Source organism: Micromonospora qiuiae (genome assembly GCF_016863555.1).
Classification (GTDB): Bacteria; Actinomycetota; Actinomycetes; order Mycobacteriales; family Micromonosporaceae; genus Micromonospora; species Micromonospora qiuiae.
In genome coordinates this window covers 1-25,829 of the sequence record NZ_BOPC01000098.1, presented here as the reverse complement: position 1 = coordinate 25,829, position 25,829 = coordinate 1, and the positions used below count along the sequence as shown (strand labels likewise).

Annotated in this window: 24 protein-coding genes and 1 pseudogene; 18 read left to right on the top strand and 7 right to left on the bottom strand. The window is 67.9% G+C overall.

Annotated elements, in window-relative coordinates; all coding sequences use genetic code 11:
- Positions 1–41: 41 nt before the first annotated feature.
- Positions 42–500 (bottom strand): hypothetical protein, encoded by a 459-nt coding sequence (locus Vqi01_RS26545; RefSeq protein WP_204037751.1) that lies wholly within the window; start codon positions 498–500, stop codon positions 42–44.
- Between the two features lie 95 nt (positions 501–595).
- Complete coding sequence (locus Vqi01_RS26540) at positions 596–1,576, bottom strand: MBL fold metallo-hydrolase (protein ID WP_204037749.1); 981 nt, start codon at positions 1,574–1,576, stop codon at positions 596–598.
- Positions 1,577–1,678: 102 nt separating this feature from the next.
- Here Vqi01_RS26540 and Vqi01_RS26535 point away from each other — a divergent pair, with 102 nt between their 5' ends.
- Positions 1,679–2,713: an ArsR/SmtB family transcription factor gene (locus Vqi01_RS26535; RefSeq protein WP_204037747.1), complete on the top strand. Its 1,035-nt coding sequence runs from the start codon at positions 1,679–1,681 to the stop codon at positions 2,711–2,713.
- 27 nt (positions 2,714–2,740) lie between these two features.
- On the opposite strand, the gene Vqi01_RS26530 is transcribed toward Vqi01_RS26535, so the two are convergent.
- A complete protein-coding gene (locus Vqi01_RS26530) occupies positions 2,741–3,331 on the bottom strand; it encodes a hypothetical protein (RefSeq protein WP_204037746.1) in 591 nt (196 codons plus the stop codon).
- A 656-nt stretch (positions 3,332–3,987) separates the two neighbouring features.
- Here Vqi01_RS26530 and Vqi01_RS26525 point away from each other — a divergent pair.
- Both Vqi01_RS26525 and Vqi01_RS26520 read left to right on the top strand, forming a co-directional pair.
- On the top strand, positions 3,988–4,548 hold the full coding sequence (locus Vqi01_RS26525; RefSeq protein WP_204037744.1) for a class IV adenylate cyclase: 561 nt from the start codon (positions 3,988–3,990) through the stop codon (positions 4,546–4,548).
- Between the two features lie 296 nt (positions 4,549–4,844).
- Positions 4,845–5,144, top strand: a complete 300-nt coding sequence (locus Vqi01_RS26520) for a helix-turn-helix domain-containing protein (protein ID WP_204037738.1) — start codon at positions 4,845–4,847, stop codon at positions 5,142–5,144.
- 302 nt (positions 5,145–5,446) lie between these two features.
- Here the strand turns inward: Vqi01_RS26520 and Vqi01_RS26515 are convergent, their stop codons facing one another.
- Positions 5,447–8,512: a DEAD/DEAH box helicase gene (locus Vqi01_RS26515; RefSeq protein WP_204037736.1), complete on the bottom strand. Its 3,066-nt coding sequence runs from the start codon at positions 8,510–8,512 to the stop codon at positions 5,447–5,449.
- Positions 8,513–8,754: 242 nt separating this feature from the next.
- Here Vqi01_RS26515 and Vqi01_RS26510 point away from each other — a divergent pair, with 242 nt between their 5' ends.
- From Vqi01_RS26510 to Vqi01_RS26480, 7 genes are all read left to right on the top strand, one after another.
- Entirely contained in the window at positions 8,755–9,033 is a 279-nt protein-coding gene (locus tag Vqi01_RS26510) for a hypothetical protein (RefSeq protein ID WP_204037734.1), read from the top strand.
- A gap of 408 nt (positions 9,034–9,441) precedes the next feature.
- Positions 9,442–10,242, top strand: a complete 801-nt coding sequence (locus tag Vqi01_RS26505; RefSeq protein WP_204037732.1) for a hypothetical protein — start codon at positions 9,442–9,444, stop codon at positions 10,240–10,242.
- Positions 10,239–11,363 (top strand): hypothetical protein, encoded by a 1,125-nt coding sequence (locus Vqi01_RS26500; protein WP_204037731.1) that lies wholly within the window; start codon positions 10,239–10,241, stop codon positions 11,361–11,363. The genes Vqi01_RS26505 and Vqi01_RS26500 overlap by 4 nt, the downstream gene beginning before the upstream one ends.
- On the top strand, positions 11,363–12,877 hold the full coding sequence (locus Vqi01_RS26495; RefSeq protein ID WP_204037730.1) for a hypothetical protein: 1,515 nt from the start codon (positions 11,363–11,365) through the stop codon (positions 12,875–12,877). The genes Vqi01_RS26500 and Vqi01_RS26495 overlap by 1 nt, the downstream gene beginning before the upstream one ends.
- A complete protein-coding gene (locus Vqi01_RS26490) occupies positions 12,874–13,917 on the top strand; it encodes a virulence RhuM family protein (RefSeq protein WP_204037729.1) in 1,044 nt (347 codons plus the stop codon). Before Vqi01_RS26495 ends, Vqi01_RS26490 begins: the two co-directional genes overlap by 4 nt.
- Complete coding sequence (locus Vqi01_RS26485) at positions 13,910–15,232, top strand: AAA domain-containing protein (protein ID WP_204037728.1); 1,323 nt, start codon at positions 13,910–13,912, stop codon at positions 15,230–15,232. Before Vqi01_RS26490 ends, Vqi01_RS26485 begins: the two co-directional genes overlap by 8 nt.
- 147 nt (positions 15,233–15,379) lie before the next feature.
- Entirely contained in the window at positions 15,380–16,723 is a 1,344-nt protein-coding gene (locus tag Vqi01_RS26480) for an IS701 family transposase (RefSeq protein WP_239098686.1), read from the top strand.
- 64 nt (positions 16,724–16,787) lie between these two features.
- On the opposite strand, the pseudogene Vqi01_RS31695 reads toward Vqi01_RS26480, so the two are convergent.
- Positions 16,788–16,901 (bottom strand): annotated as a pseudogene (locus Vqi01_RS31695) (phosphorothioated DNA-binding restriction endonuclease family protein); the annotation flags it as partial.
- 44 nt (positions 16,902–16,945) lie between these two features.
- Between Vqi01_RS31695 and Vqi01_RS31690 the strand changes: the two are divergent.
- From Vqi01_RS31690 to Vqi01_RS26460, 4 genes are all read left to right on the top strand, one after another.
- Complete coding sequence (locus Vqi01_RS31690; protein WP_372444440.1) at positions 16,946–17,239, top strand: hypothetical protein; 294 nt, start codon at positions 16,946–16,948, stop codon at positions 17,237–17,239.
- 724 nt (positions 17,240–17,963) lie between these two features.
- Entirely contained in the window at positions 17,964–18,413 is a 450-nt protein-coding gene (locus Vqi01_RS26470; protein WP_204037726.1) for a hypothetical protein, read from the top strand.
- Positions 18,410–20,446 carry a hypothetical protein gene (locus tag Vqi01_RS26465; RefSeq protein ID WP_204037725.1) on the top strand — a complete coding sequence of 679 codons (2,037 nt, stop codon included), beginning with the start codon at positions 18,410–18,412 and terminating at the stop codon, positions 20,444–20,446. The genes Vqi01_RS26470 and Vqi01_RS26465 overlap by 4 nt, the downstream gene beginning before the upstream one ends.
- 97 nt (positions 20,447–20,543) lie before the next feature.
- Positions 20,544–21,200 carry a hypothetical protein gene (locus Vqi01_RS26460; protein ID WP_204037723.1) on the top strand — a complete coding sequence of 219 codons (657 nt, stop codon included), beginning with the start codon at positions 20,544–20,546 and terminating at the stop codon, positions 21,198–21,200.
- A gap of 38 nt (positions 21,201–21,238) precedes the next feature.
- Here Vqi01_RS26460 and Vqi01_RS26455 read toward each other — a convergent pair whose 3' ends face one another.
- Both Vqi01_RS26455 and Vqi01_RS26450 read right to left on the bottom strand, forming a co-directional pair.
- Positions 21,239–21,769, bottom strand: a complete 531-nt coding sequence (locus tag Vqi01_RS26455; RefSeq protein ID WP_204037721.1) for a flavoprotein — start codon at positions 21,767–21,769, stop codon at positions 21,239–21,241.
- The gene (locus Vqi01_RS26450; RefSeq protein ID WP_204037719.1) at positions 21,766–23,013 is read right to left on the bottom strand and encodes a helix-turn-helix transcriptional regulator; all 1,248 of its coding nucleotides are present in this window, start codon (positions 23,011–23,013) and stop codon (positions 21,766–21,768) included. Before Vqi01_RS26450 ends, Vqi01_RS26455 begins: the two co-directional genes overlap by 4 nt.
- A gap of 234 nt (positions 23,014–23,247) precedes the next feature.
- Here Vqi01_RS26450 and Vqi01_RS26445 point away from each other — a divergent pair, with 234 nt between their 5' ends.
- The 4 genes from Vqi01_RS26445 to Vqi01_RS26430 all read left to right on the top strand — a co-directional run bounded on the left by Vqi01_RS26445 (position 23,248) and on the right by Vqi01_RS26430 (position 25,764).
- Positions 23,248–23,502: a hypothetical protein gene (locus Vqi01_RS26445; protein WP_204037717.1), complete on the top strand. Its 255-nt coding sequence runs from the start codon at positions 23,248–23,250 to the stop codon at positions 23,500–23,502.
- Positions 23,499–23,753 (top strand): DivIVA domain-containing protein, encoded by a 255-nt coding sequence (locus tag Vqi01_RS26440; RefSeq protein ID WP_204037715.1) that lies wholly within the window; start codon positions 23,499–23,501, stop codon positions 23,751–23,753. Before Vqi01_RS26445 ends, Vqi01_RS26440 begins: the two co-directional genes overlap by 4 nt.
- Positions 23,750–25,000 carry an FAD-binding oxidoreductase gene (locus Vqi01_RS26435; RefSeq protein WP_239098685.1) on the top strand — a complete coding sequence of 417 codons (1,251 nt, stop codon included), beginning with the start codon at positions 23,750–23,752 and terminating at the stop codon, positions 24,998–25,000. The genes Vqi01_RS26440 and Vqi01_RS26435 overlap by 4 nt, the downstream gene beginning before the upstream one ends.
- Positions 25,001–25,170: 170 nt before the next feature.
- The gene (locus tag Vqi01_RS26430) at positions 25,171–25,764 is read left to right on the top strand and encodes a hypothetical protein (RefSeq protein WP_204037713.1); all 594 of its coding nucleotides are present in this window, start codon (positions 25,171–25,173) and stop codon (positions 25,762–25,764) included.
- Positions 25,765–25,829 lie beyond the last annotated feature (65 nt).

Sequence of the window (25,829 nt, the reverse complement as noted above, 5' to 3'; positions counted from 1 at the left end):
CCGGCCTCCCGGGACCGGCCGCACGCCGATGTGCGGATCGCTCAGCCGCAGTTGCCCCAGCTGGACCGGCCATTACCCTGCCAGCTGGTGCCGTACAGGACCTCGCCGCTGTACATCACGCACCTGTCGCGGGCGGAACGCTGGATCGCGGCGTAGTACTTGTAGTTGCCCGGGTCGTACACCCAGGAACTGCCCTCGACCCGGATCCCGGCGGAAACCCCGCTGTTCGTGCCGACCGACACCCGCTTGAGGGTGGCGACGCAGTTGTTTCCGCTGGCGCTGTTGTACATCAGGTAGACGTCGCCCACCTTGGTGCCGTTCGGCGCGGTGATCGACCGGTGGCCGTCACTGACGTGCGCCCACGAGCCACCGAAGTCGTTGTTGCATGCCTGCGCCGCGGTGAACGGATTCGTCGCGGCCTGTGCGGGTGCGGCGAGCGTCACCGTCGCAACAGTCGCGGCGAGAATCGAGATGGCCAGCCGTCGCGCTGATCCGCGCACACAGTCCTCCATGATGTTCCGGCGCGAAGATCGCGCACACGAGTCCGTCATAATGCCACATTGGAGGATCAGCAAGATCGGGCCTGCGCCTGGGCTCAGTCCAGCGCGACGAACGGCCGGTTGAGGTGCGCGGTGGCGAGCAGCGCTCGATCACGGCGGGCCGCGGCGAGCAGGCGACGCCGGGTCGACCGGGCGAGATCCTGATCCGCCTCGTACCGGTAGGCGACGTCCGGGTCGGCGATCTGCACGGCGTGGACGAGCACGTCGCCGGTGACCACCACCTGGTCGTGCCGGCCGCCCTCCACCACCACCGACTGGTGCCCCGGCGTGTGGCCGGGGGTGGGCACCACCCGGACCCGGCCACCGCGACGGCCGGCGGCGCCCCGGCGGGCGGCGTTATGGCGCCCGTCCCTCGCGGCGTCGCCGTTGAGCACCACCGCGCCGTCCACCGGGTGCAGTTGCCCCGCCGCCCGCAACGGTCGCACCACGTACCCCAGCATCTGGCTGCCACCGGCTTCCAGCACGTCGAGTTCGCGCTGCTGCACCACATACCGGGCGTTGGGGAACATCGGCACCCCCGCCGCCGTGACCGCCCAGCCGGCATGGTCCTCGTGCAGGTGCGTCAACACCACCGTGTCCACCCGCCGCACGTCGATGCCGGCGTCGGCCAGCAGCCGCGGCAGCGCGCCCGGCACCGGCGCCCAGGACGAGGCGGGGCTGCCCTCCGGCCCGACGCCGGTGTCCACCAGCGTGTACCGGTCGCCGGGACGGCGGATGGCGTAACAGCGGAAATCCAACTGCCACGTCCCGTCCGGCCCGAACGCAGCCGGATCGATGCGCCGCGCCGCCCTCCAGTCGTTTCCCGACGCCCCGATGAAGGCGGCGTCGGAGGTGAGGAAAAACGGGCCGGCGGCGTCGCGCAACGCGATGACGTCGAAGCAGCCGACCCGGCGAACCGCCGGATCCTTCGCGTGTGCGGGGCGGGCAGCGCCACCGACGGCGAGGGCACCGCCGCCCACGGCCGCCGCCCCCAGCAGCAGCGTCCGCCGGCTCACCGATCCATTCGGGTACGACATGGGCATCTCCTTCGTTCGGCCGGCATCGTGGGCCGGCTCGCTCAGGAGACCAGCGGGCCAAGGGCGGGTGCCAAGCATTCGAGAGGCTTCTAATGTTGGTTTGTGCTGACCCTGCACGTCGACGCGGACCGGCTCGTCCGGTCACGGTTCGCGCTGTCGCGGCTGACGGAGGTCACCAACGCCCTGGAGGTGCTCGCCCACCCCCAGCGGGCGCCGTACGCGCGCAGCTGGGCCACCCGCACCCGACGCCTTCTCGACCCGAACGCGGTCGGCGTGCTGTTCGAGCTGGTCAACGCCGCCGCCGGGTACATTCCCGACTTCCTGTCCCCGCTGCCCGACACCTACGAGCCGACGCTCGACGAGGAACTCGCGGCGGTGGCCGCGACCACGGCCGAGGAGGTCCACCGGCAGGTGCGCTTGGCGTTCCGGGTCGGCCCGCCCCCACCCGACCTGCTGGAGCGCAGCCCGAACGGGCGCGACCCCCGGCCGCCGCTGCCGGCCGCGGTCGCCGAGGTCCTCGCCCGGGGCGGGGAGGCGGCGCTGCGCGACCGCGTCGTCGACCAGCTCGCCCACTTCTGGCGGCTCACCCAGGCCGAGATGTGGCCCGCCCTGCACCGGGTGCTCGACGAGGACGTCCGGCACCGGGCCACGGTGGCGACCCGGACGAGTCTCGCCGACATCCTGCGGACCCTCGACCCGAGGCTGACCTGGGACGGCGACCGGCTCACCCTCGACTCACCGTTCGAACTGTCCCTCGACGCGGCGCAGGGGCTCATCCTGGCCCCGTCGGCGTTCCTGCCCCGCCCCGCGCTGTATCTGGGCACGGCCGGCCGGGTCATGGTCGGCTACCCGGCGCGCGGGCGCGGCCAGGTGTGGTCGGTGCCCGGCCCGGCCGGCGAGCAGGCGGGCATCCTCGGTGCCCGCCGGGCCGCGCTCCTGACCGATCTGGGTACGCCGCTGACCACCACCGAGCTGGCCATGCGGCACGGAATCAGCCCGGCCACCGTCTCGTACCATCTGGGTCGGCTCCGCCGCGCCGGCCTCGTCGTGTCCCGACGCCACGGCCACGAGGTCCGCTACGAGCGGACGCGGTCAGCGGCGGACGTGCTGCGGGCGTTGCGCGACTCTCGGGAGTGAGGGCGACCGGCGTCACGGCGGCTGTCCTTACTCCGGCGCGGTGCCGCCGCGCGCGTCGGCGCTCGCGTGCCGGTCCTCGGCGACCCGCCGGATCAGCCGTACGCAGAGCGACGCCGTGACCACCACGGCGACCGTGCCGGCGACCCAGAGCGGGTAGGCCACCAGCCGGGTGTCCCACCCCGTGCCCCAGGCCGCCGCACCGGGCGAAGTGAGCGCGTCGTACAGCCGGGCGAGCAGGTGAAGCGCGACCGCGACGAGCAGTGCCGCCAGCCCGCCCCAGTTGGCTCGCCGAGTCCTCTGCCACCAGCCGAGAAACGTGACCGCCGCGACGACCGTGGCGAGCAGCCACACCCGGTCGGCCACCACCGGCACCGCCACGCCCGCCGGCAGCAGGACATCGGCGATCTCGTACGCCCACCAGGCCGGCCCCACGTCGGGGTTGCCGTGCGTGACCACCACGATGCGGTCTTCGTACCGCCCGACCGCGAGGATCATGCGCAGCACGTCGACGGCGGCCCAGACGCTGAGCGCGACCACCGCGAGCCGGCCGAGAACCGCCGACCGAGCGGCATCGTGTCCGCGAGCAGGATCAGATTCGTGCCTGGTGATGCTCCGCATTTCGGGAAGCATTCCATCCGTGGAAAGACTTCCACAACCAGCGACAAGCCCTGACGCCCGCGCGGGGCGTGGGTCCTTGGGCAAGGAAGAGCGACCGGCAATAGGGCGGCGGGGTGGGTCCTGGCACGGCGGCCGGGCGACGAGAGCACATCCTTACCGGCACCGTTGCATGCCACAGGGTCGCCGCGACTCGCGGCTCTGCTACAGGGTCGCCGCGACTCGCGGCTCTGCTACAGGGTCGCCGCGACTCGCGGCTCTGCCACAGGATGCCGCAACTCGCGCTGTCAACCGGTCCGGAAAGCCCAACATGCCGCAACCCGCGCCACCCGAAGGGCGGGATAGGCCGACATGCCGTAACCCGTGCTCGCCCTGAGCACCCGAATACCCCGAGATGCCGCAACCCGCGCTGCCCGCACCCTCAGACACATCGGCCACCAGGCATGGATCTCGCCACCACCGCCACCACCTATTGCCGGCCTCTCTAAATCCACTACAGGTGGCGGCAACGTGTATGGAGTTTCCCTGTGAGGTTGGAGGCAGGTCGCGCTTGAGCTGCAGATTAGCTTCCGTGGCGGTGCGCGACCCGTCAACGGGATTCGGCATACGATCGTGGTTGAGTGATCCGGTACCTGACCGCGGTAGCGCATGGGGATGCGATGGCCAACGCTGTTCGGGAAATCGAGGTCAAGTATCGGGTGACCGATCGGGCCGCGCTGGTCCGCGCGCTAAACGATCGCGGCTGCGTCTTCTCCGAGCCGATCCGGCAGGACGACCAGGCGTACGCGGCCAACGGCTGGAGCTACGGCCAGAGCAAGGTCGGCCAGGCATTCGCCCGATTGAGGACTGAGAACGGCCGGCACACCTTTTGCGTGAAGAAGCCGTACGACAACGAGCTTGCCTGCGCGGAGCACGAGACCGAGGTGCTGGCCCGGAGCGAGATGCACCTCGCGATCCTGGCGATGGGCTTCTACCCGACCATCCGGATCGTCAAGACCCGTCAGACCGCTCGCCTCGGCCCGATGCTGCTCTGCCTCGACGAGGTCGAAGGCTTGGGCACCTTCTTCGAGATCGAGGCGATGGTGAGCGGCGACCGGCCGGCGGGCGAAGTGCAGCAGGAGTTGGACGCCTTCGCCCGCTCCCTCGGCGTCGGCTTGGTGCGCAGCACCGAAACCTACGACTCGCTGCTGCGGGCCGTATTGCCGAGCCAACCTGGCTGAGACGCGGGCAAACAGGGCGTATAAGTAATACCTGAGGAGGTTGGGTAATGCTTATACCGGCGTCTGTCTGGCGCGACCACGGCTGCCGATCCGGCTGGCGTCGCGCCATCCTCTATTCCCGCACCGGAGTGAACCTCGCCGACGCGGGCCTCGTCCCCGCCGGCGAGGAGGAAGCGACACTCGAATTCACCGTGCCGAGAGACCCTGCGTACGCGGCATGACCGGGCCGGCCCCAGTGGAGCCACGAGTAGGACGGCACACCGTCCAGCCTGCGAGCACGTCGAGGGGGCAGCGTGATGGCTGATCGGGTTGACTGGAACGACCTTCGGGAACGCCGGATGGCCGAGCCCGGTGTGGCTGAGGCGTACGATGCGGCACGCCTGGCCTTCGAGCTTGGCCAGGAGGTACGACACCTGCGGGAGCGCAGTGGCTGGAGCCAGAGCCAGTTGGCACGGGCGGCAGGCATGACGCAGTCGGCGGTAGCCCGCTTCGAGGCTGGCGGCAGCGCTCCGACCTTGGCCGTCCTCGAGCGGCTCGCTCGTGCACTGGACCGGAAGCTGGAAGTGAGGTTCACCCCGAGGATCGACGCCGCCTGATCAGGCAACCCGCACGTGCTGCGGTACGGCGGTTCGGCCGCTGTCGAGCTGAGCCGCATACGCTGTCGCAGACTCGGTCGATCGATCGGCTGGTCGGTCAACGGCGCGAAGTGCCCCACTGACCGCCGGCCAGGGCTTCGAAGCCCTGCACCGACGGCCGGTCACCGCGAGTCGTTGACGCATTCAGCTCGGCAGGGCCCACGACGCCCTCGATCCGCTGACTAGGTCATGATCTGTCGACTTGACCCCGAGGCGGGTGTGGTTGCCGAGGGCTCTACAAGGCTGCCCGCAATTGCTGAGTGTCACGCGGCGATGGCTCGGGCGGCGGCGTACAGGTCGGCGGGTAGTGGGTGGTGCAGCCGCCAGATGATGCGCATCGGCCGGTCGCCGCTGTGCTCCTGGTACGTCATCGGGCCGGCGTACAGGTAGGCCGGTGCGCCGAGGTCGCGGTCCGGCACCCGGGTTTCCCGGACGAAGAGGTGCACGGTCCAGCCTCGCTGGGCGTGGTGGATGTAGCGCTGCCCGGTCGGCGACGCCGATGATGTGGTGCTCTGCGACTCCCACTGGAACAGCGTGTCGGTGATGGCCCGGTCGGCGTACATGGTGGTGGGGGAGTAGTGCTGCTCGGACTTGACCAGGGTGACGAAGAAGATGTCCGCCCGAGCGTCCGGAAGCCACTTCACGCCCTCCCGGAGCGAGCCGGGGTTGGGCATGCCGAAGGCGGCGCATGCCTCGTTGCGGCTGTACCGGGCGTGCACCCGCAGCGGCAGCCCGCCGACGGGCTGCGTGACCCGGTGGATGCGGTCGCGCAGCACCTCGGCGACCTGCCGTAGCTCCGCGCAGCGGGCCGGCTCGGCGAGCAGTCGCGACAGCCGGGCTTCGCGCTCGGTGAGCGGCGCGGACGGCCCCCAGAGGTCGAAGTGCAGCATGTCCCACAGCCGCCCGGGCGCAGGGCGCTCGCCTGACGCCAACCGGGTCAGCAGGTCGAGCCGGTCGGGGTCGTCCAGGTGCAGCATCCGCCCGATCGCCCGCCCCAACTCGCGGTCGTCCGGCCCCGGTGGCGTCGTCTCCAGACCGGCGAGCCTCCGCAGCCCGGTCCACCCGCCGACGCTCGCAGACCGGTAGACGTCCTCGATTTCCACGCCGGCCTCGCGCAGGAACTCGGCCAGGCTCACGTCCCCGAGCAGCCGCAACTCCTTCGCCAGGCCGGTTTTCGAGGTCGGCACCGCCGAGCGCAGGTTGGCCAGCACGATCTCCTTGGCCACCCGGTCGAGCTGAATGTGGCAGCCGCTGGGCAGGGAGGGGAAGTCGTCGCGTACCGCATCGGTAATCGCGCGGCGGCTGACCCCGGTCAAAGCGCGCCAGCGGAGGTCGAAGCGAAAGTTGGCGTGCTGCCCGCCGATGAAGTCGAGCACGGTCAGGCAGGGCTTGTCGTCGTCCAGGCGCAGCCCACGGCCGAGCTGCTGGAGGAAGATCGTGGCGCTCTCGGTGGGCCGCAGCATCAGGATCGTGTCGACCATCGGCAGGTCGACGCCCTCGTTGAACAGGTCGACGGTGAACAGCACCCTGAGCGTGCCGTCCTTGAACTCCTTGAGCAGGGCTTGCCGGTTCACGGTCCGCGAGGTCACCGCCGCCGACGGCACGCCATGCTTGCCGAACCAGTCCGCCATGAACTCGGCGTGCCCGATGCTCACGCAGAACCCGAGCGCCCGCATCCGCCCCACGTCGACGGTGTCGCGTACCGCCCGCAGCACCATCCGCGCCCGCGCATCGTTGCCGGTGTAGATGCCGTCCAGTTCCGTCGGGTCGTACCCCTGCCCGCGCTTCCACCGCAACTGCGACAGGTCCACGTCGTCGTGTAGGCCGAAGTACTGGAACGGCGCCAGCAACTGCCGCTCCAACGCCTCCCACAGGTGCAGCTCCACGGCGGCGCGGCCATCGAACCACCGCCGCACGTCGCCGCCGTCACTGCGGTCGGGGGTCGCGGTCAATCCCAGGAGTACGCGCGGCCGCAGCCGCTCCAGCAGTCGCGCGTACGTTGGTGCTTCCGCGTGGTGGAACTCGTCGACGATGACCATGTCGTACGCCTCGGGGTCGATCTCCCGCCGGTGCAGCGACTGGATGGAGGCGAAGACGTGCCGCCAGTGCTGCGGCGCCCGGCCCCCGACGAGCGTTTCGCCGAAGCTGCCGTCCCCCATGACCTGCCGGAATGTCGCCAAGCTCTGCCGCAGGATCTGCTCCTGATGCGCCACGAAGAGCAGCGAGTCGACGGCCTTCTCGCGGTGCAGTCGGCGGTAGTCGAGCGCCGCCACGATCGTCTTGCCCGTGCCGGTGGCCATGACCACCAGGTTGCGCCAGCGGCCGTGGACTTTACGCTCGGCGTCGAGGTCGGCCAGGATCTCCGCCTGGTACGGGTACGGCCGCACATCCAGGTTGGCGATCTCAGTCGGCGCCTCGCCGTCGCGGCGCTCCCCACGCAGCGCGGTGCGGAGCCGGTCGGCGTCCCTGCCGGGGTCGTAATCCTCGAACGCCGGGTCGTGCCAGTAATCCTCGAACGTCGCGGTGAACGTGTCGATGACGTACGGCTGCTCCATGTTGGAGATCCGCACGTTCCACTCCACGCCGTCGACCAGCGCGGTCTTGGACAGGTTCGACGAGCCGACGTACGCGGTGGTGGTGCCGTTGTGGCGGCGGAACAGCCAGGCTTTGGCGTGCAGGCGGGTGGTACGCGTCTCGTAGGAGACCTTGATGTCGGCGCCCAGCTCGGCGAGCCGGTCGAGGGCGCGTTGATCGGTGGCGCCGAGGTAGGTCGTGGTGATGACCCGCAGCCGGCCGCCACGGTCCATCAGGTCACGGATGGCGGGCTCGATGAGACGCAGGCCGTGCCACTTGATGAAGGCGCAGAGCAGGTCAACCTGGTTCGCGGAGGCCATCTCGTGGGTGACCTCGTGACCGATGCGCGGCTGGTGGCGGCCGTTGACCAGCAACGCGCCGGTGGAGAGCGGAGTGGTGGGACGTATCGGGAAGGTGGGGGCGGCCGGCGGGGTCGGCGGTGCTGCGATGGCGTGCAGCAGGCGCTTCGCGTCGGTGACCTGGTCATCGACTGTGGCGGCCTGCGGGCTCAGGACGGCGATGGTGTCGGCGATGCGATTGGCCAACTCGACCTGGCGGTGGAGCTTGTCGTCGCCGCCACCGACAGCGTGCAGGGCGCGGCGGGCCAGGATGGCGATGTGCCGGGCGAGGGCATCGGGGGCGTCAGCCGGGTCGAGCTTCGCATGCTGGATCAGCGCAGGGTCGATGTGCTGGAGCCGATCGGCCAGGTCGCGCGTGACAAGCTGCTCGTAGACGCCCCGCTCAAGATCCGTCACCTGGGAACCCAACACCTCTCATCATTCTTGCTGCCCATCGCGGTTGGCGGCGGCGCGCAGCCCGGCACGGCGGACGATCAAGCAGGATTCAACGCAGGGAGTAGGCCGGCCGACTCCAGCCGGTCGTAGGCCAGCTTGATATGCGAAGGCGTAAAGAGGCGAGCCTTGCGACCACTCCAACCACGAACCCGTTCGGTCAGTTCGGCGAGGTCGTTGGTCGGCGGGTGCAACGTAGCCGCATAGTGCACGGTGGCCAGCAGCTCAAGGCTGTAGGGGGCTTCGAACCCGTCGACGAGCCGGGAAAGTTGTTCCAGGGCGTCGGGCGGCGACGAGCCCTCAGCCGCCCACCACGCTGCGACCGCTTCGGCGGCGTCGGCGGTGAGCCGGATCGGCTGGAGCTCCTCGACCCGTGCGGAGCGGTCACCAAAGCCGGTGAGGTAGTGCCCTTCCAGCCGGTCGAGGACGTGGTTGAGGTTCTCGGCGTACGGACCGTATCGGCCGCGGACGAACTCCAGACGTAGCGGCTGCCCCAGGACCTGGAGAAAGTAGGCGATCTTCTGGATTTCCAGGAGGGTGACACCGTCACGTGGTTCGAGCGCCCGCGCTCGTTGCAGGGGATTTCTCCGTTGATCATGAGGTTGACGGCAGTATGGAGATCATCCACTGCCGTCAACCTCATGATCAACGCTGAAGTGGTGATTGAGACGTCCGGCTGTTGGGTGCATTCGATGTTGTCGGAGCTGTTGGGATCAACCACCTAATCGGATAGATCGCCTGCGGCCAATCGGTCGAAATCCTGATCGAGTGGGGAGGGGTGGCGGCCCGTAGGGGGTTCCCATTCGGGCGTCACCGAAAGTAGTGTTTTCTCTATCAACAATCCCGGATGTAGGGGATTGCTGGGAAACACTGGAACTTATAGCATGCCCGCCGTGGTGGAGCCCATCGAAGACCTCGAAGGTCGAATCGACGACCTGCGGGCGGCGGTGCGACGAGCGGTGGTGGCGCGTGACACGGCTCGCGCCAAGGCGCTGCGTGCCGAGCTGCGCGCCGCCGAGCGGGACTGGGAGCTGGCCATCATCGACCTCGCCGACAACGCCGAGGCTGACCCCCAGCCCGTACGTGTCGAGGCACCCCTGGTGTCGATGCGCGACCAGGTCCACCACGCCCTCACCCTGCTCTCCGCCCCGGCCGCACCGAAGCTCATCGCCGAGGTGCACAACGCCTTCTTCGGCGCCGCTGGCCAGAGCATCGCCCCGGGCAGGCTGACCCATCTGCGCCGCGATGAGGAGCGCTCGTTCCGCTCCGCCCCGCACTCCCGGCCGTACCATCTCTGCTCGGCGCTCACCGCCGAGCACCTCGCGCCGGCGCGCGGCCTGCTGGCCGTCTCGACCTGGCCGCTGGAGCGGCGCATCATCGGCCCGCTCAGCCTCCGGGTGGATTTCCTGACCGCCGCCATCAACGTCGCCGAGCAGGTGGCGCGGCTGCCCGAGCAGACCCTCGCGGTGGCCCGCCTGCTCCGCCGGTTCGCCACCAGCATTCCCGGGGCCGTCGGCGGGCACGAGGCCGTCGAGCCGGCGATCGTCGTCAAGGCCGCCCACGCCGAGCTGGCGGTCCACGCCGACGCCGACCGGGCGCAGCGCGCTGAGGCGGCCGACCGGGCCCGAGCGCAGCTCGACGAGGCGGAGCAACTTTTCGGCAGCCGGCTGCGGGTCGTCCGGGGGTCGGCATGAACCTCGCTGAGCGCTTGGCCACCATCCGCGGCGGCGTCGCTCCGACCCGGCACAACGCCCGCACCATCGCGGCCCTCACCAGCAACCCGGGCTGCGCCCGGCGAGCGGTGCTCGACTGCGCCGGTGTCGACAAGCAGCGCCTCGCCGCGCACATCGACCATCCGGCCCGGTTCGGCCAGTCGCAGTTCGCCATCACCCGAGGCAACGCGTTCGAGGCGCAGGTCAAGGCCAACGGCTGCGCCGAGCTGCTGCGGCTGCTGCGCGAACTGCTCGACCTGGACATCGAGGAGGTCGCCTACGACGACCTGGAGTCGGTGGCCGGCCGGGAAGGCAACGACCTGCGGTACGCACGCGCCCGCACCCTGCTCACCCACGCCGCCGCCCAGCCTGATCAGGCCGGCACGCTCTTCGACCACCCGCTGCTGCGGCTCGACGTCGCCGGCCAGCAGGCATACCTCGAGCCGGACCTGATCGCGTTCCAGCACGCCGGCCGGTTCCACGTGGTCGAGATCAAGAGCTTCGCCGTCATCGACGGCCGCGCCGACCCGGGCAAGGTGGCGGCCGCCGCGATCCAGTCCGCCGTGTACGTGCTGGCGATGCGCACGCTGCTCGAAGAGGCCGGTCACGACCCGGAGATCGTGTCGCACGACGTGGTGCTGGTCTGCCCCCGCGACTTCTCCAACCAGCCGATGGCGGTGCTGGTCGACGTGCGCAAGCAGCTCGCCGTGCTGCGCCGGCAGCTGTCCCGGATGACCCGGATCGACGCGCTGCTGGCCGATCTGCCGGCCACGCTGAGCTTCGACCTGGCGGTCGACGACACGGGCGTACCCACCCGTTCTCCGCAGTCGCTGATCGACGCGCTGAACGAGGTCGAGGCGCGGTACTCGCCCGAGTGCCTGGCCGCCTGCGAGCTGGCGTACTTCTGCCGGCACGAGGCCCACGGCTGCACCGCCGCCCTCGGAAAGTCCGTGCGTGAGGAACTCGGCGGCATCGAGCGGGTGGAGACGGCGCTGGCCATCGCCCGCGAGCAGCGGGCGCCCGCCGAGGACCAGCAGGAGGCCGCGGAGCTGTTGCGCGCCGCCGCCCGGCTGCGGGCCGAGCTGCTGAGCGGGGTGGCCTGATGAGTACGCTCACCAGCCTCGCTCGCGCCGAGGCCGTCGTCGCGGAACGCGCGCAGCGGATCACCCTGGTCCGGCACCTGCACGTCGCCGACCGGCCGCTGGTCTTCGTCCCGCTCACCCTGGCCGGCGAGGCCAACGCGCCGCTCGCCGCCATGGTCGGCGACGACCCGGACAACCCCACGCTGCTGATCGTGCCGCAGCCACGGAACCGCGACCAGCGCTTCGCCTTCGCCGCTTCGTTGGCCGAGGTGGTGCTGCCCTACGTGGACAGTTTCCGCGGCGATGTCGAGGCGGTCGCGGTGAACCGGGGCAAGGACATCCGCGTCCGGTACGCCGACGCGCCGCAACTGCTCGTGCCCAATCCCGGCGGCGTCGCCTTCACCCGGCTCTTCGGCCGTTCCACCCGGTTTCGCCGCACCGACGGCGACTACCCGGTGCACCCGTCGGTGCCGCTGCTCGGCCGCTGGCTGACCTGGTTCGCCGACCGGGCCGAGCACCCCGGATCGTCGGCGCTGCTGGCGATGACCGAGGCGCTCACCGGGCACTGGGCCACCGGGCAGAGCCCTCTCGAAGATGCCCAGCTCGCCGCGCTCATGGCCTGGATCGACCCACCGGACGGCATGACCGGCACGCAGGCCGCCGCAGCCGCCGAGGACCCGGTGACCTGCCCACCGGCCGGCCCGACCACCGACCCCGGCTTCGACAACGAGATCCTGGCGCCGGCCATCGAGGCGTACGAGCGGGCCGTCGCGGCTGACTCGCTGGTCGAGCGGCGACGGGCCGAGTTGGAGGACGTACTGCGGACGCAGCTCGAACCGACCTGGCGACTGATGTGGCGGGCGGTGGCGCTGCTGCACGACCTGCCGGCCGGATCGCGGGTCGCCGGCCGCTGGGCCGAGGACCGGGACGCTTTCACCAACCACTGCTCTCATCTGGACGACGGCGGTGTGCCGCAGCCGCGCCGGGACGCGGCGGTCGCCGCAGCCCAGCGGCTGCACCGGCTGGAACGCGCCCAGGCCTCGTACGACGTGCAGCGCGCCTACGACGACCCGATGGTGATGGCCGACCACCGGCTCACCGGGGAGGCGTTCGTCGGCGAGGTGACGGCAGCCGACCCCACCCGGATCGACGACAGCGGCAAGCGGCGCGTGCTGCGTCCGCGGATCACGGTGACCACCGCCGACGTCGTGCTGGTCACCCCGGGCACGACGCTGGCCTCGCCGCACCGGCCCACCAACCAGAAGGCGACGGTCGTCTCGGTGGCCCGCAACGACGCCGGGACCGCCGAGGTGGTGCTGGAGCTGACCGGTGGGATGGGGTCGTCCCTGACCCCACCGGCCGGCAGCGTGCCGGAGGTGGGGGAGCGGCTCTGCTGGACCACGCTCACCGGCTTCTTCTTCCCGGCTGGCGCCTTCCCGTCTCGCGAGGAGACGCCGTGGACCCACGGCGGCCCACCCGCGCCGTACGACGACGACACCCCGACCGCCGAAGACGCCCAGGAGGAATGGTCGTGACCGAGCCGACCAGCGAGATGATCCTCTACCGAACCGGTGACGGCCGTACCCAGATCCAGCTGCGAGCGGTCGACGGAACGGTCTGGCTCACCCAGGCAGAGATCGCCACGCTCTTCGACACCCAGGTTCCCAATATCAACAAGCACATCTCAGCCGTCCTGGCTGAGGGCGAGCAGGATGAACGAACTATTTCCTCTCAGGAAATAGTTCGCCAGGAAGGCACCCGCCAGGTGCGGCGGACAGTCCAGGTCTACAACCTCGACATGATCCTGGCCATCGGCTACCGGGTCCGGTCGCCGCGTGCCGCCCAGTTCCGGCAGTGGGCGACGACCGTGCTGCGTGAGTACCTGGTCAAGGGGTTTGCGCTCAACGACGAACGGCTCAAGGAGCCGGGCGGCCACGACTACTTCGATGAGCTGCTCGCCCGCATCCGCGACATCCGGGCTTCGGAGAAGCGGTTCTACCAGAAGGTGCGGGACGTGTTTGCGCAAACCAGCGTCGACTACGACGGCAGCAGCGAGATGGCGCGGAGGTTCTTCGCGACCATCCAGAACAAGCTGGTCTACGCGGTCACCGGCCGGACCGCAGCCGAGCTCATCGTGATGCGAGCCGACGCGGAAGCGCCCAACATGGGCCTCACTAACTGGGCCGGGGCGCGCGTGCGTAAGAGCGATGTGACGATCTCGAAGAACTATCTGAACGCCGAAGAGATCGACGAGCTGAACCGCCTGACCACCATGTTCCTCGACTACGCGGAGGACCGGACACGGCGGCGCCAGCAGATCCGGATGGCGGAGTGGGTGACCCAGACCGACCGGTTTCTCGACTTCAACGAGCGCCAAGTGCTCAACAACGCCGGCCGGGTCTCGCAGGCCGACATGCAGCGGATCGCTCACGAACGCTTCGACGCCTTCGACGATCAACGCCGAGCCCGTGAGCTCGCCGAGGCGGACCGGGAGGCAGCCGAGGAGTTCGCCGCGCTGGAGGCGGAGGCCCGGCGGCTGCTGGGCTCAGGGGAGGCGGATCACGCGGATGACTGAGCTTACGACGCCGGCGGCGCATGCCGAGCACATCATCACCAACGTGTCGGCCGATCTGCACTCCGGGAAGCATCGCGGCGTGGTGGTGGACTCGCCGCCCGGCGCCGGCAAGTCGACCCTGGTGGTACGCGCCGCCACCGAGCTGGCCCGCGCCGGCGAGCCGCTGATCGTCATCGCGCAGACCAACGAGCAGGTCGACGACCTGATCGACCGGCTCGCCCAACAGGCGCCGGACCTGCACATCGGTCGCCTCTCGGCGAACGACTACACCGCCACCGAGCGGATCAGGCGGTACGGGACGGTCCGGGTCGCCGCCAAGGTCGCCGACCTCGGTGGTCCGTCCGTCATCATCGGTACGGCCGCCAAGTGGTCGATGGTGTCGGAGGGCAGCTGGCGCTGGGCGATCGTCGACGAGGCGTACCAGATGAGGTCGGACGCGTTGTTGCGCGTGGCCGGAAGGTTCGAGCGGGCACTGTTCGTCGGCGACCCCGGCCAGCTCGACCCGTTCTCCACCGTCGAGACCGAATGCTGGGTCGGCCTCACCTGGGACCCGATGCAGTCCGCGGTCGCCGCGCTGCTGCGACACAACCCGGACCTGCCGGTACACCGCCTGCCGGTGTCGTGGCGCCTGCCGCCGTCCGCCGCTCCGGTGGTCGCCGAGGCGTTCTACCCGTTCACCGGCTTCCAGGCCGGCACGACCCCCGGCGAGCGCTCACTGTCGTTCACCACGGCCGGCTTCGGACACGGCCCGGTCGACGCGGCGCTGGAAACGGCGGCGGCGACCGGCTGGGCACTCTACGAGCTGCCCGCCCGGCACACGCTGCGCACCGACGCCGAGGCCGCCGCCGCGTGCGCCGCCCTGGCCCGCCGGCTGCTGGAACGCGGGGCGGTCGCCATCTCCGAACGCGAACCCGGCGGAGCGCCGGTCACCCCCGACCGGATCGCCATCGGCGCCGCCCACCGCGACCAGGTCGCCGCCATCCGCGCCCACCTCGGCGAGGCCGAATCCGGCGTCACCGTCGACACCGCCAACCGGCTTCAAGGCCGGGAGTACGACGTGACGATCGTGCTGCACCCGCTGTCGGGACGGCGCGACGCGACCGCGTTCCATCTGGAGTCGGGGCGGCTCTGCGTACTCACGTCCCGACACCGACAGGCCTGCATCGTGGTGGCGCGGGCGGGGATCGCGGAGCTGCTGGACGCCCACCCGTCGGCCGAGCCGGTCCACCTCAACGTGCCGGTCAAGTTCCCCGACGGCTGGGAGGCGAACCAAGCCGTCCTCGCTCGTCTCTTGCCCAACAGAGTAGACGGATGACTAGTACGGCAGCCGCCATTGGCGGTCTGACCTGCCGGGATGTGGTGGGGGCGTGCAACGTGGACGCAGCCGCCTGTTGATCATGTGTTTGTGAGGACAACAAAATCGAAGGCGGCTGCTGCTGCCAGGGTAGCGGCCAGTCGCGCGGTGCGGGCACGGGCTGAGCTGTTGGAGCGGCTGCGGTCGTGTTTCGTACGGACGCAGACGTGGCAGCACGCGGGCAGGTACGTATCGGCGCTGGTCAGTCAGGTGCCGAAACGGAACGGGTGGACGATTGCCGAGCAGGTCGGGGACGCCACGCCGGATCGTACGCAGCGGTTGTTGAACCGGGCGGTGTGGGACACCCTGGCCGCGATGAGTCAGGTGCGGCGGTTCGCCGCCGCTGGTCTGGACGCGGCGGCCGGCCGCCGGCGGCGGCGTGGCCTGGTGGTCGGCGCGTTGGACGAGACGGGCCAGCCGAAGCAGGGCGTCGCGACGTGTGGGGTGAAACGGCAGTACATGGGGTGCGCGGGTCGGGTCGCGAACGGCATCAACACGGTGCACCTGTCCTACGTGCGGGAGAAAACGGGGCACGCATTGGTCGGGGCGCGTCAGTGGATCCCGGCCGAGCACATCACCGACCCGCAGGCCGCGGCCGGTATGGGACTGCCGCCGGGGCTGGAGTTCCGCACCAAGGGCCAGTTGGCCATCGACATCTGCGCTGACGCGTTCGCCGATGGTCTGGTGTTCGACGTCGCCTGCGGCGACGAGGTGTACGGCAACTGCACCCAGTTGCGGGAATTCTTCGAGCAGCACGGGCAGGCGTACGTGCTCCGAGTCGCGTCCACTTTCATGATCAACCTGCCCTCGGAGACGAAGCTGACCTGCGCGCAGGCCGTCACGCTGCTGGCCGCCGACACCCGCCGATGGGAAGTCCGCTCGGCCGGCACCGGCTCCAAAGGGCAACGCTGGTACGCCTGGGCGTGGATCGCCACCGCGTCGCCCCGCCATCACCTGCTGGTCCGCCGTCACCTGCGCACCGGCGAGCTGGCCTTTCACTACTGCCATGTGCCGCAGGGGCAGCCCCTGACCAAGACCAGGCTGATCCGCGCCGCCGGACTACGCTGGCCGGTGGAGGAAGACTTCGAGTTCGGCAAGGACCACTTCGGCCTGGACCAGTGCCAGGCCCGCCTCTACACCGCGATCGCCCGCCACACCGTGCTGGTCATGGCCGCCCTCGCCGTCTGCGCGGTCACCGCCGCCCACCTCGCCAACCGCACCGACACCCAAGCCCCGCCACCGAACACACCAGACCAGCCGCCACCACCCGAGCCCGGAATGATCCCCCTGACCGTCCCCGAGATCAAACGCCTACTCGCCAACACCCTCCACCAACCGAGACCGCCCGGCCACGACACCCACTGGCTCAACTGGCGACGCCGTCACCAGGCCCGCGCCCGCTGGTTCCACCAACGCACACGGCTGAACCGCGACTACGACCTGGTCAGCTAGCAATTGGCGGCTGCCGTACTAGCGATAAGAGTTAGCCGCAGTTGTCCCAGACGGATTTGCGGGTACTCGATCCAGTGTCGGCGAGGCGCGCGAGGGCCAGCAGCACCAGCAGCGGCTTGTGCGGCGCGCGCCATCCGTAGCGTTGGTGGAGGCGAAGCGAGGACAGACGGTCCAGCACCTCCTGACCAGGTCACGGATGGCGGGCTCGATGAGACGCAGGCCGTGCCACTTGATGAACGCACAGAGCAGGTCGACCTGGTCGGCGGAGGCCATCTCGTGGGCGACCTCGTGACCGATGCGCGGCTGGTGCCGGCCGTTGACCAGCAGCGCGCCGGTGGAGAGTGGGGTGGTGGGGCGTGGTGGAAATGTCGGTGCGGCTGGGGGAATCGGCGGTGCGGCGATGGCGTACAGGATGTGCTTGGCGTCGACGACCTGGTCCTCGCTCGTGAGCGTGAGGGGATCGGCATAGGCTATTCCTTCAGCGATCCGATTTGCCAACTCAACCTGGCGGATTAGTCTGTCTGTTCCATCCGGAGCGGCGAGCAGAGCGCGGCGAGCGAGCGCCGCGATGTGTCGGGCAAGGAGGTTGTGGGCTTCGGCGGACTCGAACTTGGCCTCTTGGACGACGTTAGGGTCGACATGCTGGAGCGTGTTGGTGAGCCGCCCGGTGTTGAGGCTTTCGTATATACCCCGCTCAAGATCTGCCATTGAAGCAACATAGCCAATAGCGACCATTTGCGTAGGCTGTCGCTTGACTGATGCGGGGGAACCTGCCTGAGGCTTTTGCCCGAGGTGGGCAGCTTTGTTCCTCCGGGCTATGAGCAGGGAACAAGGCAGCAAAGATCATCTTGACTGGTGTCGGGTCTTTGACAGTTGAAGTGATCGGCAGCGGTTGCATCTGCGACCCGGAACCCAGGAGCCCATGACGATGGCGTGCTGACCAGCGAAAAGGGTGGCGGATGCCGCTCCCAGCCGACCACGGGCTAATGTAGTTTGGTCTTCAACAGATCCCGCCATCGATGCCTTGCCGAGGGCTTGGGTTCTGGGACAATACTTGTCCCAGTAGGCTCGTTGGCAGCCCTTTCGGAAGGTAGGGCGACCTCAATTCCTTAGACGACCTTAGTTGCAGACTGCGCCACCACGTTTTGTCGCATGCGAAGTCGGAAAAATAAGCCGAAAATGTGGGCTTATCGTATGTGTGCGGCAAGGAAAGGGCCAGTACTTGCAGTATGAGTGGGAGATGAAAGTGGAGATTCCAGCGGAGGTAACTGCGCTTGCAGTGCAAGCAGGCGGATCTATCGTGGCAGCAATGACAGTCTCGGGCTGGAACAAAATAAAAAGAAAGTTTGCCCGATCGATTGGCGTTGGAGATGCGGGCGAGGAGGAGCGCATCGTCGACCGACTCGAGCGAGATAAAGAGAGGCTGGGGTCGGTTGATCCAGCGGCTCGGTCCTCGCTGGAGCGTGTAATCGCGGAGAAATGGGCCGATTGTGCTGTTGAGGCAATCATTCGTAACCCTGATCGTGCGGCAGAGCTAACCGTTTTGCTGAGTGAACTCCGAAGAGGTGGCGAGGTCGGGCAGGCGCAGGCGCAAGTGGTAACGCAGATAGCTCGAGCTGACGGATCCTCTAGCCAGGTCAACCAGGTCGGTGGAAGTCAGTATATTTTTGGGACCGGCTTTAACAGATGAACCTCTTCGAGCCTGCCCGGACGAAGTTGGCCAGCGTCCCTGGCCTTCAATACGCAGCAAACACGGGCGCGGGTAACGTTTATCAAGCGTTCGGCGATCAGACAATTTACCTTAGGGATATGCTTCGTGGCGGGGGTGTGCTTGATAGCGAGTTGGGGGTGGTCCGTAACAACGCCCTATTCGCTAAGCCCGCCAATCATGCTGAATTGAAGACCGTGGTGTCGGATAGCTCCGTTCTTGTGCTTGTAGGGCAAGAGAATTCCGGCAAACGAACGACCGCGTTGTGTGTGCTTTACGAGTGGACCCAGGAGGACAAATCCCCAGAAGCTAAATCTCCTGCTCTAACCGAGCTTTTTGTTGACTGGGAAAAGCCGTCAGTGGGCGACCTTCCCACTGCGCCTAGGACAGCGTATTTGTTGGATCTTGGCGGTGAGGTTAACCCGCTTCCTGACAGATTTGGGCGGGAGCTCGTATCCTATGCCGACCGATTGAAGTCTGTTGGTTCGTGTATGGTCATCACCGTCACGGAAAAATCATGGGAAGTATGTGCGAGAATTAACCTGCCTTTCGGCATCGATCATGAACCGCCGCCGGTGGCTGACGTACTACAGAAGCACCTTGCGGCTCTAACGTCGGACGCCGACCGGCTCGCTTGGGCGGGAAATGATCTAGTGCTGGCTGCCCTATCTTCTTTCTCGGAGCCGGAAGCTGCGGTTCGCCTTGCTAAGAAAATGGCAAGCAGGTCGGTTCGCACTTTCGGAGAGGTGCAGGTCTATCTAGAAGAGTTTATGAGGTGGCCAGCTTATATCAGAAAGGAGTTCCGTAATTCGCGGGAGGTACCTCATCGCGCGCTACTTCTCACTCTTGCAGTTGTTGGTAGGCAGACGACTGGCGTCATCACCTCTGGGCAACACGCCCTGCTGGCTGCATTGCGGGCGGACTTCAAGCCGGAGATCTCGATAGGGCAACCGGATATCGAGGGGCGACTGGCGGAACTTGAAGTCGACCTGATTGATGGCCATGCCTATCTCGATCGGAATAAGCCAGGGCTGGGCCGGACGGTGGTTAGACATGTCTGGCTCAACTACTGGGATCTGCACTCCACTCTCCTCGACTGGATGGCTGGACTGCCATCCCAAGCCGGAGAGAAGGAACTGCTAACCACGCGAGTGGCCAGCGCAGTCGTAAACCTTGCAAGCGATGTTAAGGACCCTTCTATCATCGAACTTGTGGCGAAGACTGCCGAGCTAAGCACCGGCCGCCGTGACCTCGCAACTGAAATCCTTCGACGGGCGATTGCTGAGCCCGAGCTAAGTCAGTTCACCAGAGAGCTGCTATTGAGGTGGTCTAAAAGCAAGTCGGCAGGAAACCAACTTTCTGTGCTCAGCGTATGTAAGGGTGACTTCGGCATCTCGTATCCGGGATACGCTTTAACTCGGCTCCGTTGGTTACTCCTTAGCGAGGATTCGACAGTCGCTGAAGAAGCGGCGCAGACGCTCAGGTGGCTTGCGGTCAATGTCAGCTCCCGGGATTTGGTTCTGCAAGCCCTGGTTGCTTGGCTCGGACAAAATGGAGGAGTTCAGCGGGCTGGGAAGAAGGGAATCCGAGCGCTGCTTAGTCCCGAACCGGACTACGTCGGGTTCCTTGACAGCCTTGTTGGTGGAATAGTTTCCCAGAGCCCTCTCGAAAGTAGTCTCAAGGCTGGCTGGCTTGCCCTGCTTACAGATGCAGACTTTCGGGTAGAGGCTACTCTTCTGGTTCAAGAGTGGGCTACGGCAATAGCAGCGGGAACGCTTAGAGAGCAGCCGGCATATGCTCTTCTGTTTCAGGTCACCCAGGAGGCTGCCAAGCGAGACATTTCTGTCTTGGAAGCACTTATCGACCCAGATAGCGGCAGCCTGGAACGAGATGGTGCACTATACTTTCGTCAGCTTAGAAGGCAGGTCTTGAGAGCTGTTTTTGGTCGTCGTGGACTTCAAGCTGAGCCATTCCGCCCTGCCCTTAAACCAGCTGGGAACGGAACTACTCTCTGAGATCGGAACTGCCTTGTTGTGGTGGTCTTCTAAACGCCCCAAAGTGATGTGGCGAAGGGTCCGATTTTCCGACGAGCTACCAAGTAGCCTTTCTGGAGTGTTGTTCACTGTCGCCGTCGAAGCTCGTTGGCGCTGGCGTGAGCCGGGCAGCGTTAGCGAAAACCGATTCGGTGAGCTACTAGTGAAATCGCGTGTGCGGCAGGAGTGCTCTTCACTGACTGCCACGCTTGGGCCGGATGTCTCGACTGGTCGAATTGCTGATGAGCTCAACCTGGTGTGCAGGGACCTGGGTACTGACCGCGGCTCTCCGATTGAAATCTCCGATACAAAAATCAGGGTCTACTTGCGACGGGCTCACATGCGCGTGGTCGAAAGCTTCTGTGCTGCTCGGAGAAGACAGCAGCTTGAAGCTGCTGGCGTCATGTCGAGGGCGGAAGTCGTCGCGCGGCTGCTTGCCGAGCCCGCTACTGCCTTAGGATGGTTCGCCGAACGTAACCCGGATCATTTAGTGGTTGATGCGGGATTCGAAGCGATTCGCGGCCTGAGCGATGCTGTTCGCAGTGCTCAGCCAGCGTTGGCGGGAGGCCGTGCCGACGCATTGGCCTCGACAATCTTGCGGTTTGTTGCTAGTTTGCGCGCGGATCAGCAGGACAAGCTTATTGCGGTACTTCCCGAGATCATGGAGATGTTCGGTGTTGCTGACCCCTCCGAACCTCCCGAGACGTTACGCCGTCGCGAGGACCAGAAGTCGTAGTGGCGTGCTCGCTTGAAAGTCATTCGCAGACAGGACGGTCACAGCATGCCGCGCCTCTGCTGGCACGAGCTTTCGGCGCACGGGGCATCGATCGCACCAGTAACATTTCGCCAGTCCAGGTCGCCGTCCAGCGGTGCTACGACGACCCCTGTGTCTCGAAGCAAGCGCAAGTGCCGATTGTAGTTTGGGTGAGCAGCCAAAGCGGGCTTGACGCTAGGGAAGACATGCGCGGGAATGCCGGCACCGAGCGTCTCGTTGAGGATCCCGAGCGCGGGGTTGTCGTTGATTCCCTGCGCCCATTTGTTGATCAGGTTGAACGTCGCTGGTACGACGGCAACGGCCGTGACCGGCGGATGTGGCTCAGGCTCGCCGGGCTTACGCCATTCCACCCGCACCGGGTAGCCGGTTTGCTTTGCAAGTGCCTCGCGGTCGATCCAGGTCGCGGCGGTCGGTGTGGCGGTGAGACAGACGATCCAGCCGGCTTCCTGCAGCAGGTCGATCAGTTCACCGATCCGCAGTACCGGAGGAGCCGCGCAGACGACCAAGGCGAGCACTCGTGATTGGGTCATGCCAGCAATCCGGCCCGCTCCGCAAGTGGCCGCAACCCTGGCGTCGCGATCCGGCGCTCCTTAGCCAACAGGTCGAGCAGGATCGTGCGGGCTTGCGCGTTGGCGTGCACCATCTCGGCGGCTACCCGCTCGGCTTCGAGCAGGTGCAAGACCGAGACCGATCTATCGCCGGACAACATCAACGCCGCTGCGGCCAGGTCGACGTGCACCTGTGCCCTTCGGCCGACCAGCACGGTGGGCAGCCGCGACGCGTCGAGCCGCGTCCCGATCTGTATGGCCTGGTCCGCGTTGCCGGCTTGCACGGCCACCGACACCGCGTGAATGACGACGTTCGTCGGGCCGAAGCCTGTCCACAGCCGGTTTCGGTCGGTGCCCAACGTCGTGGCTAGTCCCTCGGCACGCGCAAGTAACTGGCCTGCTTGCTTCGCGTCGCCCTGCCCACCAGCTATGACGGCAGCCAGGAGCAGCAGTGCCCCGTGAACAGAGAGCAGATCCGGATCGGAGACAGGCCGAGCCGAGCCCAAAGCGTCGATGCTGGTTTGCACCACTTGCTCGGCGTCTGCCGTTCTTCCGGGCTGCCGCATCAGTCCGCAAGCCGCCTGGTACGCGGCAACAGCCGCCAGCGCTTGATCGCCGGCGAGGTGAGCGGCGGTGGACGCCCGGTCAGCTGTCAGCAGCGTCGTCTCGCTATCTCCCACCTTGGCCGCGAGCTTCGATGCGGCGATGTAGGCGGCAGCGAGCAGCCGAAAGGCACTACTGCGGTGGATACCGGAGGCACTGCTGCTCAGGGCCATTGCTTGAGTGAGCACATCTGGCAGCAGCCGGGCGACCGACATGTAGCTCGCCCGCTGGTAGTGGTTGTGCAGCCTGCCTACAGCACGCCGGACCTCCACGAGCGAGGGTGCCGGTCGATCGGCGTCGGTTAGATAGCTGATGAGGAAGGTCCGGAGGCCGCCCAGAAGATCAGACCGAGCAGCGGGGGAAACGGGATCACACTCCATGTCCTTCACAGCCTGCCCTCGATGCACTGCCATTGACACGTCGACGAGCATGTCGTCGAGCTGTTCGAGCGTAACTCCCAACGCGGAGGCGATCCGGGTCCGATGCCACGGCTGCGGATCCGTCTCGGCATTCTCCCAGCGCACCACAGTAGATCGTTCGACGCCGAGCAGGTCGGCCAGACGTTCCTGGCTGTACCCGAGTGTCTTGCGCCGTTGACAAAGCCGGTGTCGCTTCAGGGCCACGGCCGATCTCCCTCCGCTCTGTCGTCACTGTAGTGACTCTGCGTCGATCACACGGGTACGCAGATGCCTCTTTTCTGCGTCTCACAGGCTGCTTCGGCGCTGTAGTTCCTGGTCAGCTCTTCGCCGAGGCTGGGCGCATGGCCCGGGGCGGGTGCTGGGCTCCGGTGGGCGTCGACCGGTGAGACGTGTTGCCGTCCCCGCCCGCCTCGGTGCCGCAGACAGCCAGGGAGGGACATGGACGCGATCGACCAGGCGCTCGGCGAGTTGCCGATGCCGCCGTACGTGACCGCCGAGGACGTCGGCTTCGCCGTGCGGGCGTTGGCCGTGCATGCGGCCGAGCAGTGGCCCGAGGGGCCGCGCTGCCGTAACGACCGGGCGCCGCATCCGTGCCGGCTGCACCGGTGGGGGCGGCGGGTACTCCACGAGCGCGGGCTGAGCGAGGAGCAGGTCCGCGCGCTGCTCGCCGAGCAGGAGGCGGCGCTGCGATGATCTATCTGACCGGGGAGCGGCTGCATCCGCACCACGTCCGGGCCGCCACTTTCGACCGTCGCTGGCGGGGGATCGACCCCGCCCAGGTGTACGACTACCTGGGTCGGGTCGCCGACGAAATGGACCGCCTGCATCGGGAGCTGACCACGGCGAACACCGAGGCCGAGCGCATGCGGCAGGCGTTGCGGCAGTGGCAGTCCCGGCACACCAACTGCCGCCACGCGAAGCACCAGGCGGGGGAGGGCCGGTGAGCGAGGAGGCGGTGGGTCGGTGGCTGCGGCTGGTGCGGGCGGACGCGGAGCTGTCGCCGTACCTCATCGGGGTTGATCTGGATCGGCTCACCGCGCACCTGACCCGGCAGCTCGCGGCCGGCGGTGTGGTGTTGGACGGCTGGCCGGGGCTGCCGGAGGCGCAGCGGCGGCGGGCGGCCGACTACCTGACCGGGGTGCTGGCGGCCGACGACCAGCCGCCGGGGGCGATCACCGAGGCTGCCGCGCGCTTCCGGGTGCGGATCGAGCAGCGCTGCCCGGGGCTGTTGCCGCAGCGGGCGTTACCGCTGGTCGTCGCCGCGTTGGCGCGGCTGGTCGGCGGCGGCACCGACCGGGCCGGGCGGCTGGCGTTGTTGGCGGTGCTCGGCCGGGTCCACCGCCGGTACCGGCTGCGGCCGGAGCACGGCCCGCTGATCGGTGCCGCGCTGGCGCCGGTGGCCGCGCAACTGTGCCCGCCGCAGCTCGCCGCCGACTGGGATCGGCGGTGGTCGCGAGCGTGGGGGCTCATCGAGCGCGCCGCCGGGCGCGTCGGCGACGGGCCGGCGTTCTGGCCGGCCGAGGTGACCGGCCGCGACCTGGCCGCCGAGGGCGTCGCCATCCTGACCGTACGCCCCTGGCGTCGCCTGCCGTTCCGGCCAGGTCAGGCGGTGCCGGTCTGCGTGCCCCGGCACCCCGGCCGGTGGCGCTGGTACTGCCCGGCCAACGCCCCACGCCCCGACGGCACCGTCGAGCTGCACGTCCGCGCGGTGGCCGCCGGCACCGTCTCCCCCGATCTCGTCCATCGGGTACGCCCCGGCGACCTGCTCCACCTCGGCCCACCCGTCGACATCGGCCTGTGCGCGGCCGGCGGGGGTGACCTGCTGCTGGTGGCCGGCGGCACCGGGCTGGCGCCGCTGCGCGCCCTGGTCGAGCAGGTCGCCGCCGCACCGGACGGTCGCCGGGTGACGCTGGTCGTCGGGGCGCGCACCTTCGCCGACCTCTACGACTCGATCACCCTCGACCAGCTCGATCGGGCTCATCCCTGGCTGACCGTCGTGCCGGCGTTCTCCCACGACCGGTGCGTCGCTCCCGCCGAACAGGGCGACGCGCTCACCCTCGGCCTCTACCAATATCGTTCCGGCCAGGACGTCTACGTCTGCGGCCCACCCGCGATGCTCGACACGGCCCGGCACCGACTCCCCGCCGCCGGGATACCCACCAACCGGCTCCACCTGCCCAGGATCCGATGACCCCCGCCTGGTCGACGCTGGGCACCTCGGCGTTGGCCAGGCGCAACTCCTGCCACGTCGTTAGGGCTGTCGATTGCATCGTCAGATGTGAGACCTTATATCGGTCGGTGACCGCCTCGATACAAGGGGTGAATGGCGTGGGGGTTGCTGAGGAGCCGTCCCGCTGGTCGGTGGAGAAGTTCGGCCCGGACCTGGTCCTCGACCTGCGGGCACGGATACCCAAGGCCCTGCAGCGGGCTGTCGAACTCGCCAAGAGTGCGCGCATGGCCTCGGCGCTGGACACGGATCATGCCTTCGGTCCGACCCGCTGGAAGCAGCAGTACGAGTCGCTGCATGAGCAGCTTCAGGACCTGCCGGATGTCAAGGACGTGCATCCGCCGGGTGCACAGGTGCGCGTCACCATCTGCCGTGACCACTTGCTGCTGCCATGGATGTACGCCAAGCGCCGCGGCATCGATATGCGGCGCGTCCGGGGTCGCTTCAAGAATCAGCTGATTCGCGACCTGTTGATCCTCTTCGGCCCACAGCCCGGATACGAAGAACCGACCCTGCCGGAGATGCCCCCGACGCCGGACGAGGCCCGTGACCGGACGCTGCTGCGCCAGGCGATCGAAGACCTCTCCCCGCAGCCCATGGCGCTGCTCGTCGGCTTCGCCTGCAACTCGGACGAGGGGCTGCTCGGCGTGTCATGGGGTGAAGCCGCTCTGGCTCCTGGCGGAGGCTTGGAGTGGGGGCCCGTCGAGGACCTGTTTCGGCTCACCTGACCATCAACCCCGAGCAGTCGACGTCGGGGGCTTGGGCGCCGACGCTTCGGGCCACCCCCACCGCT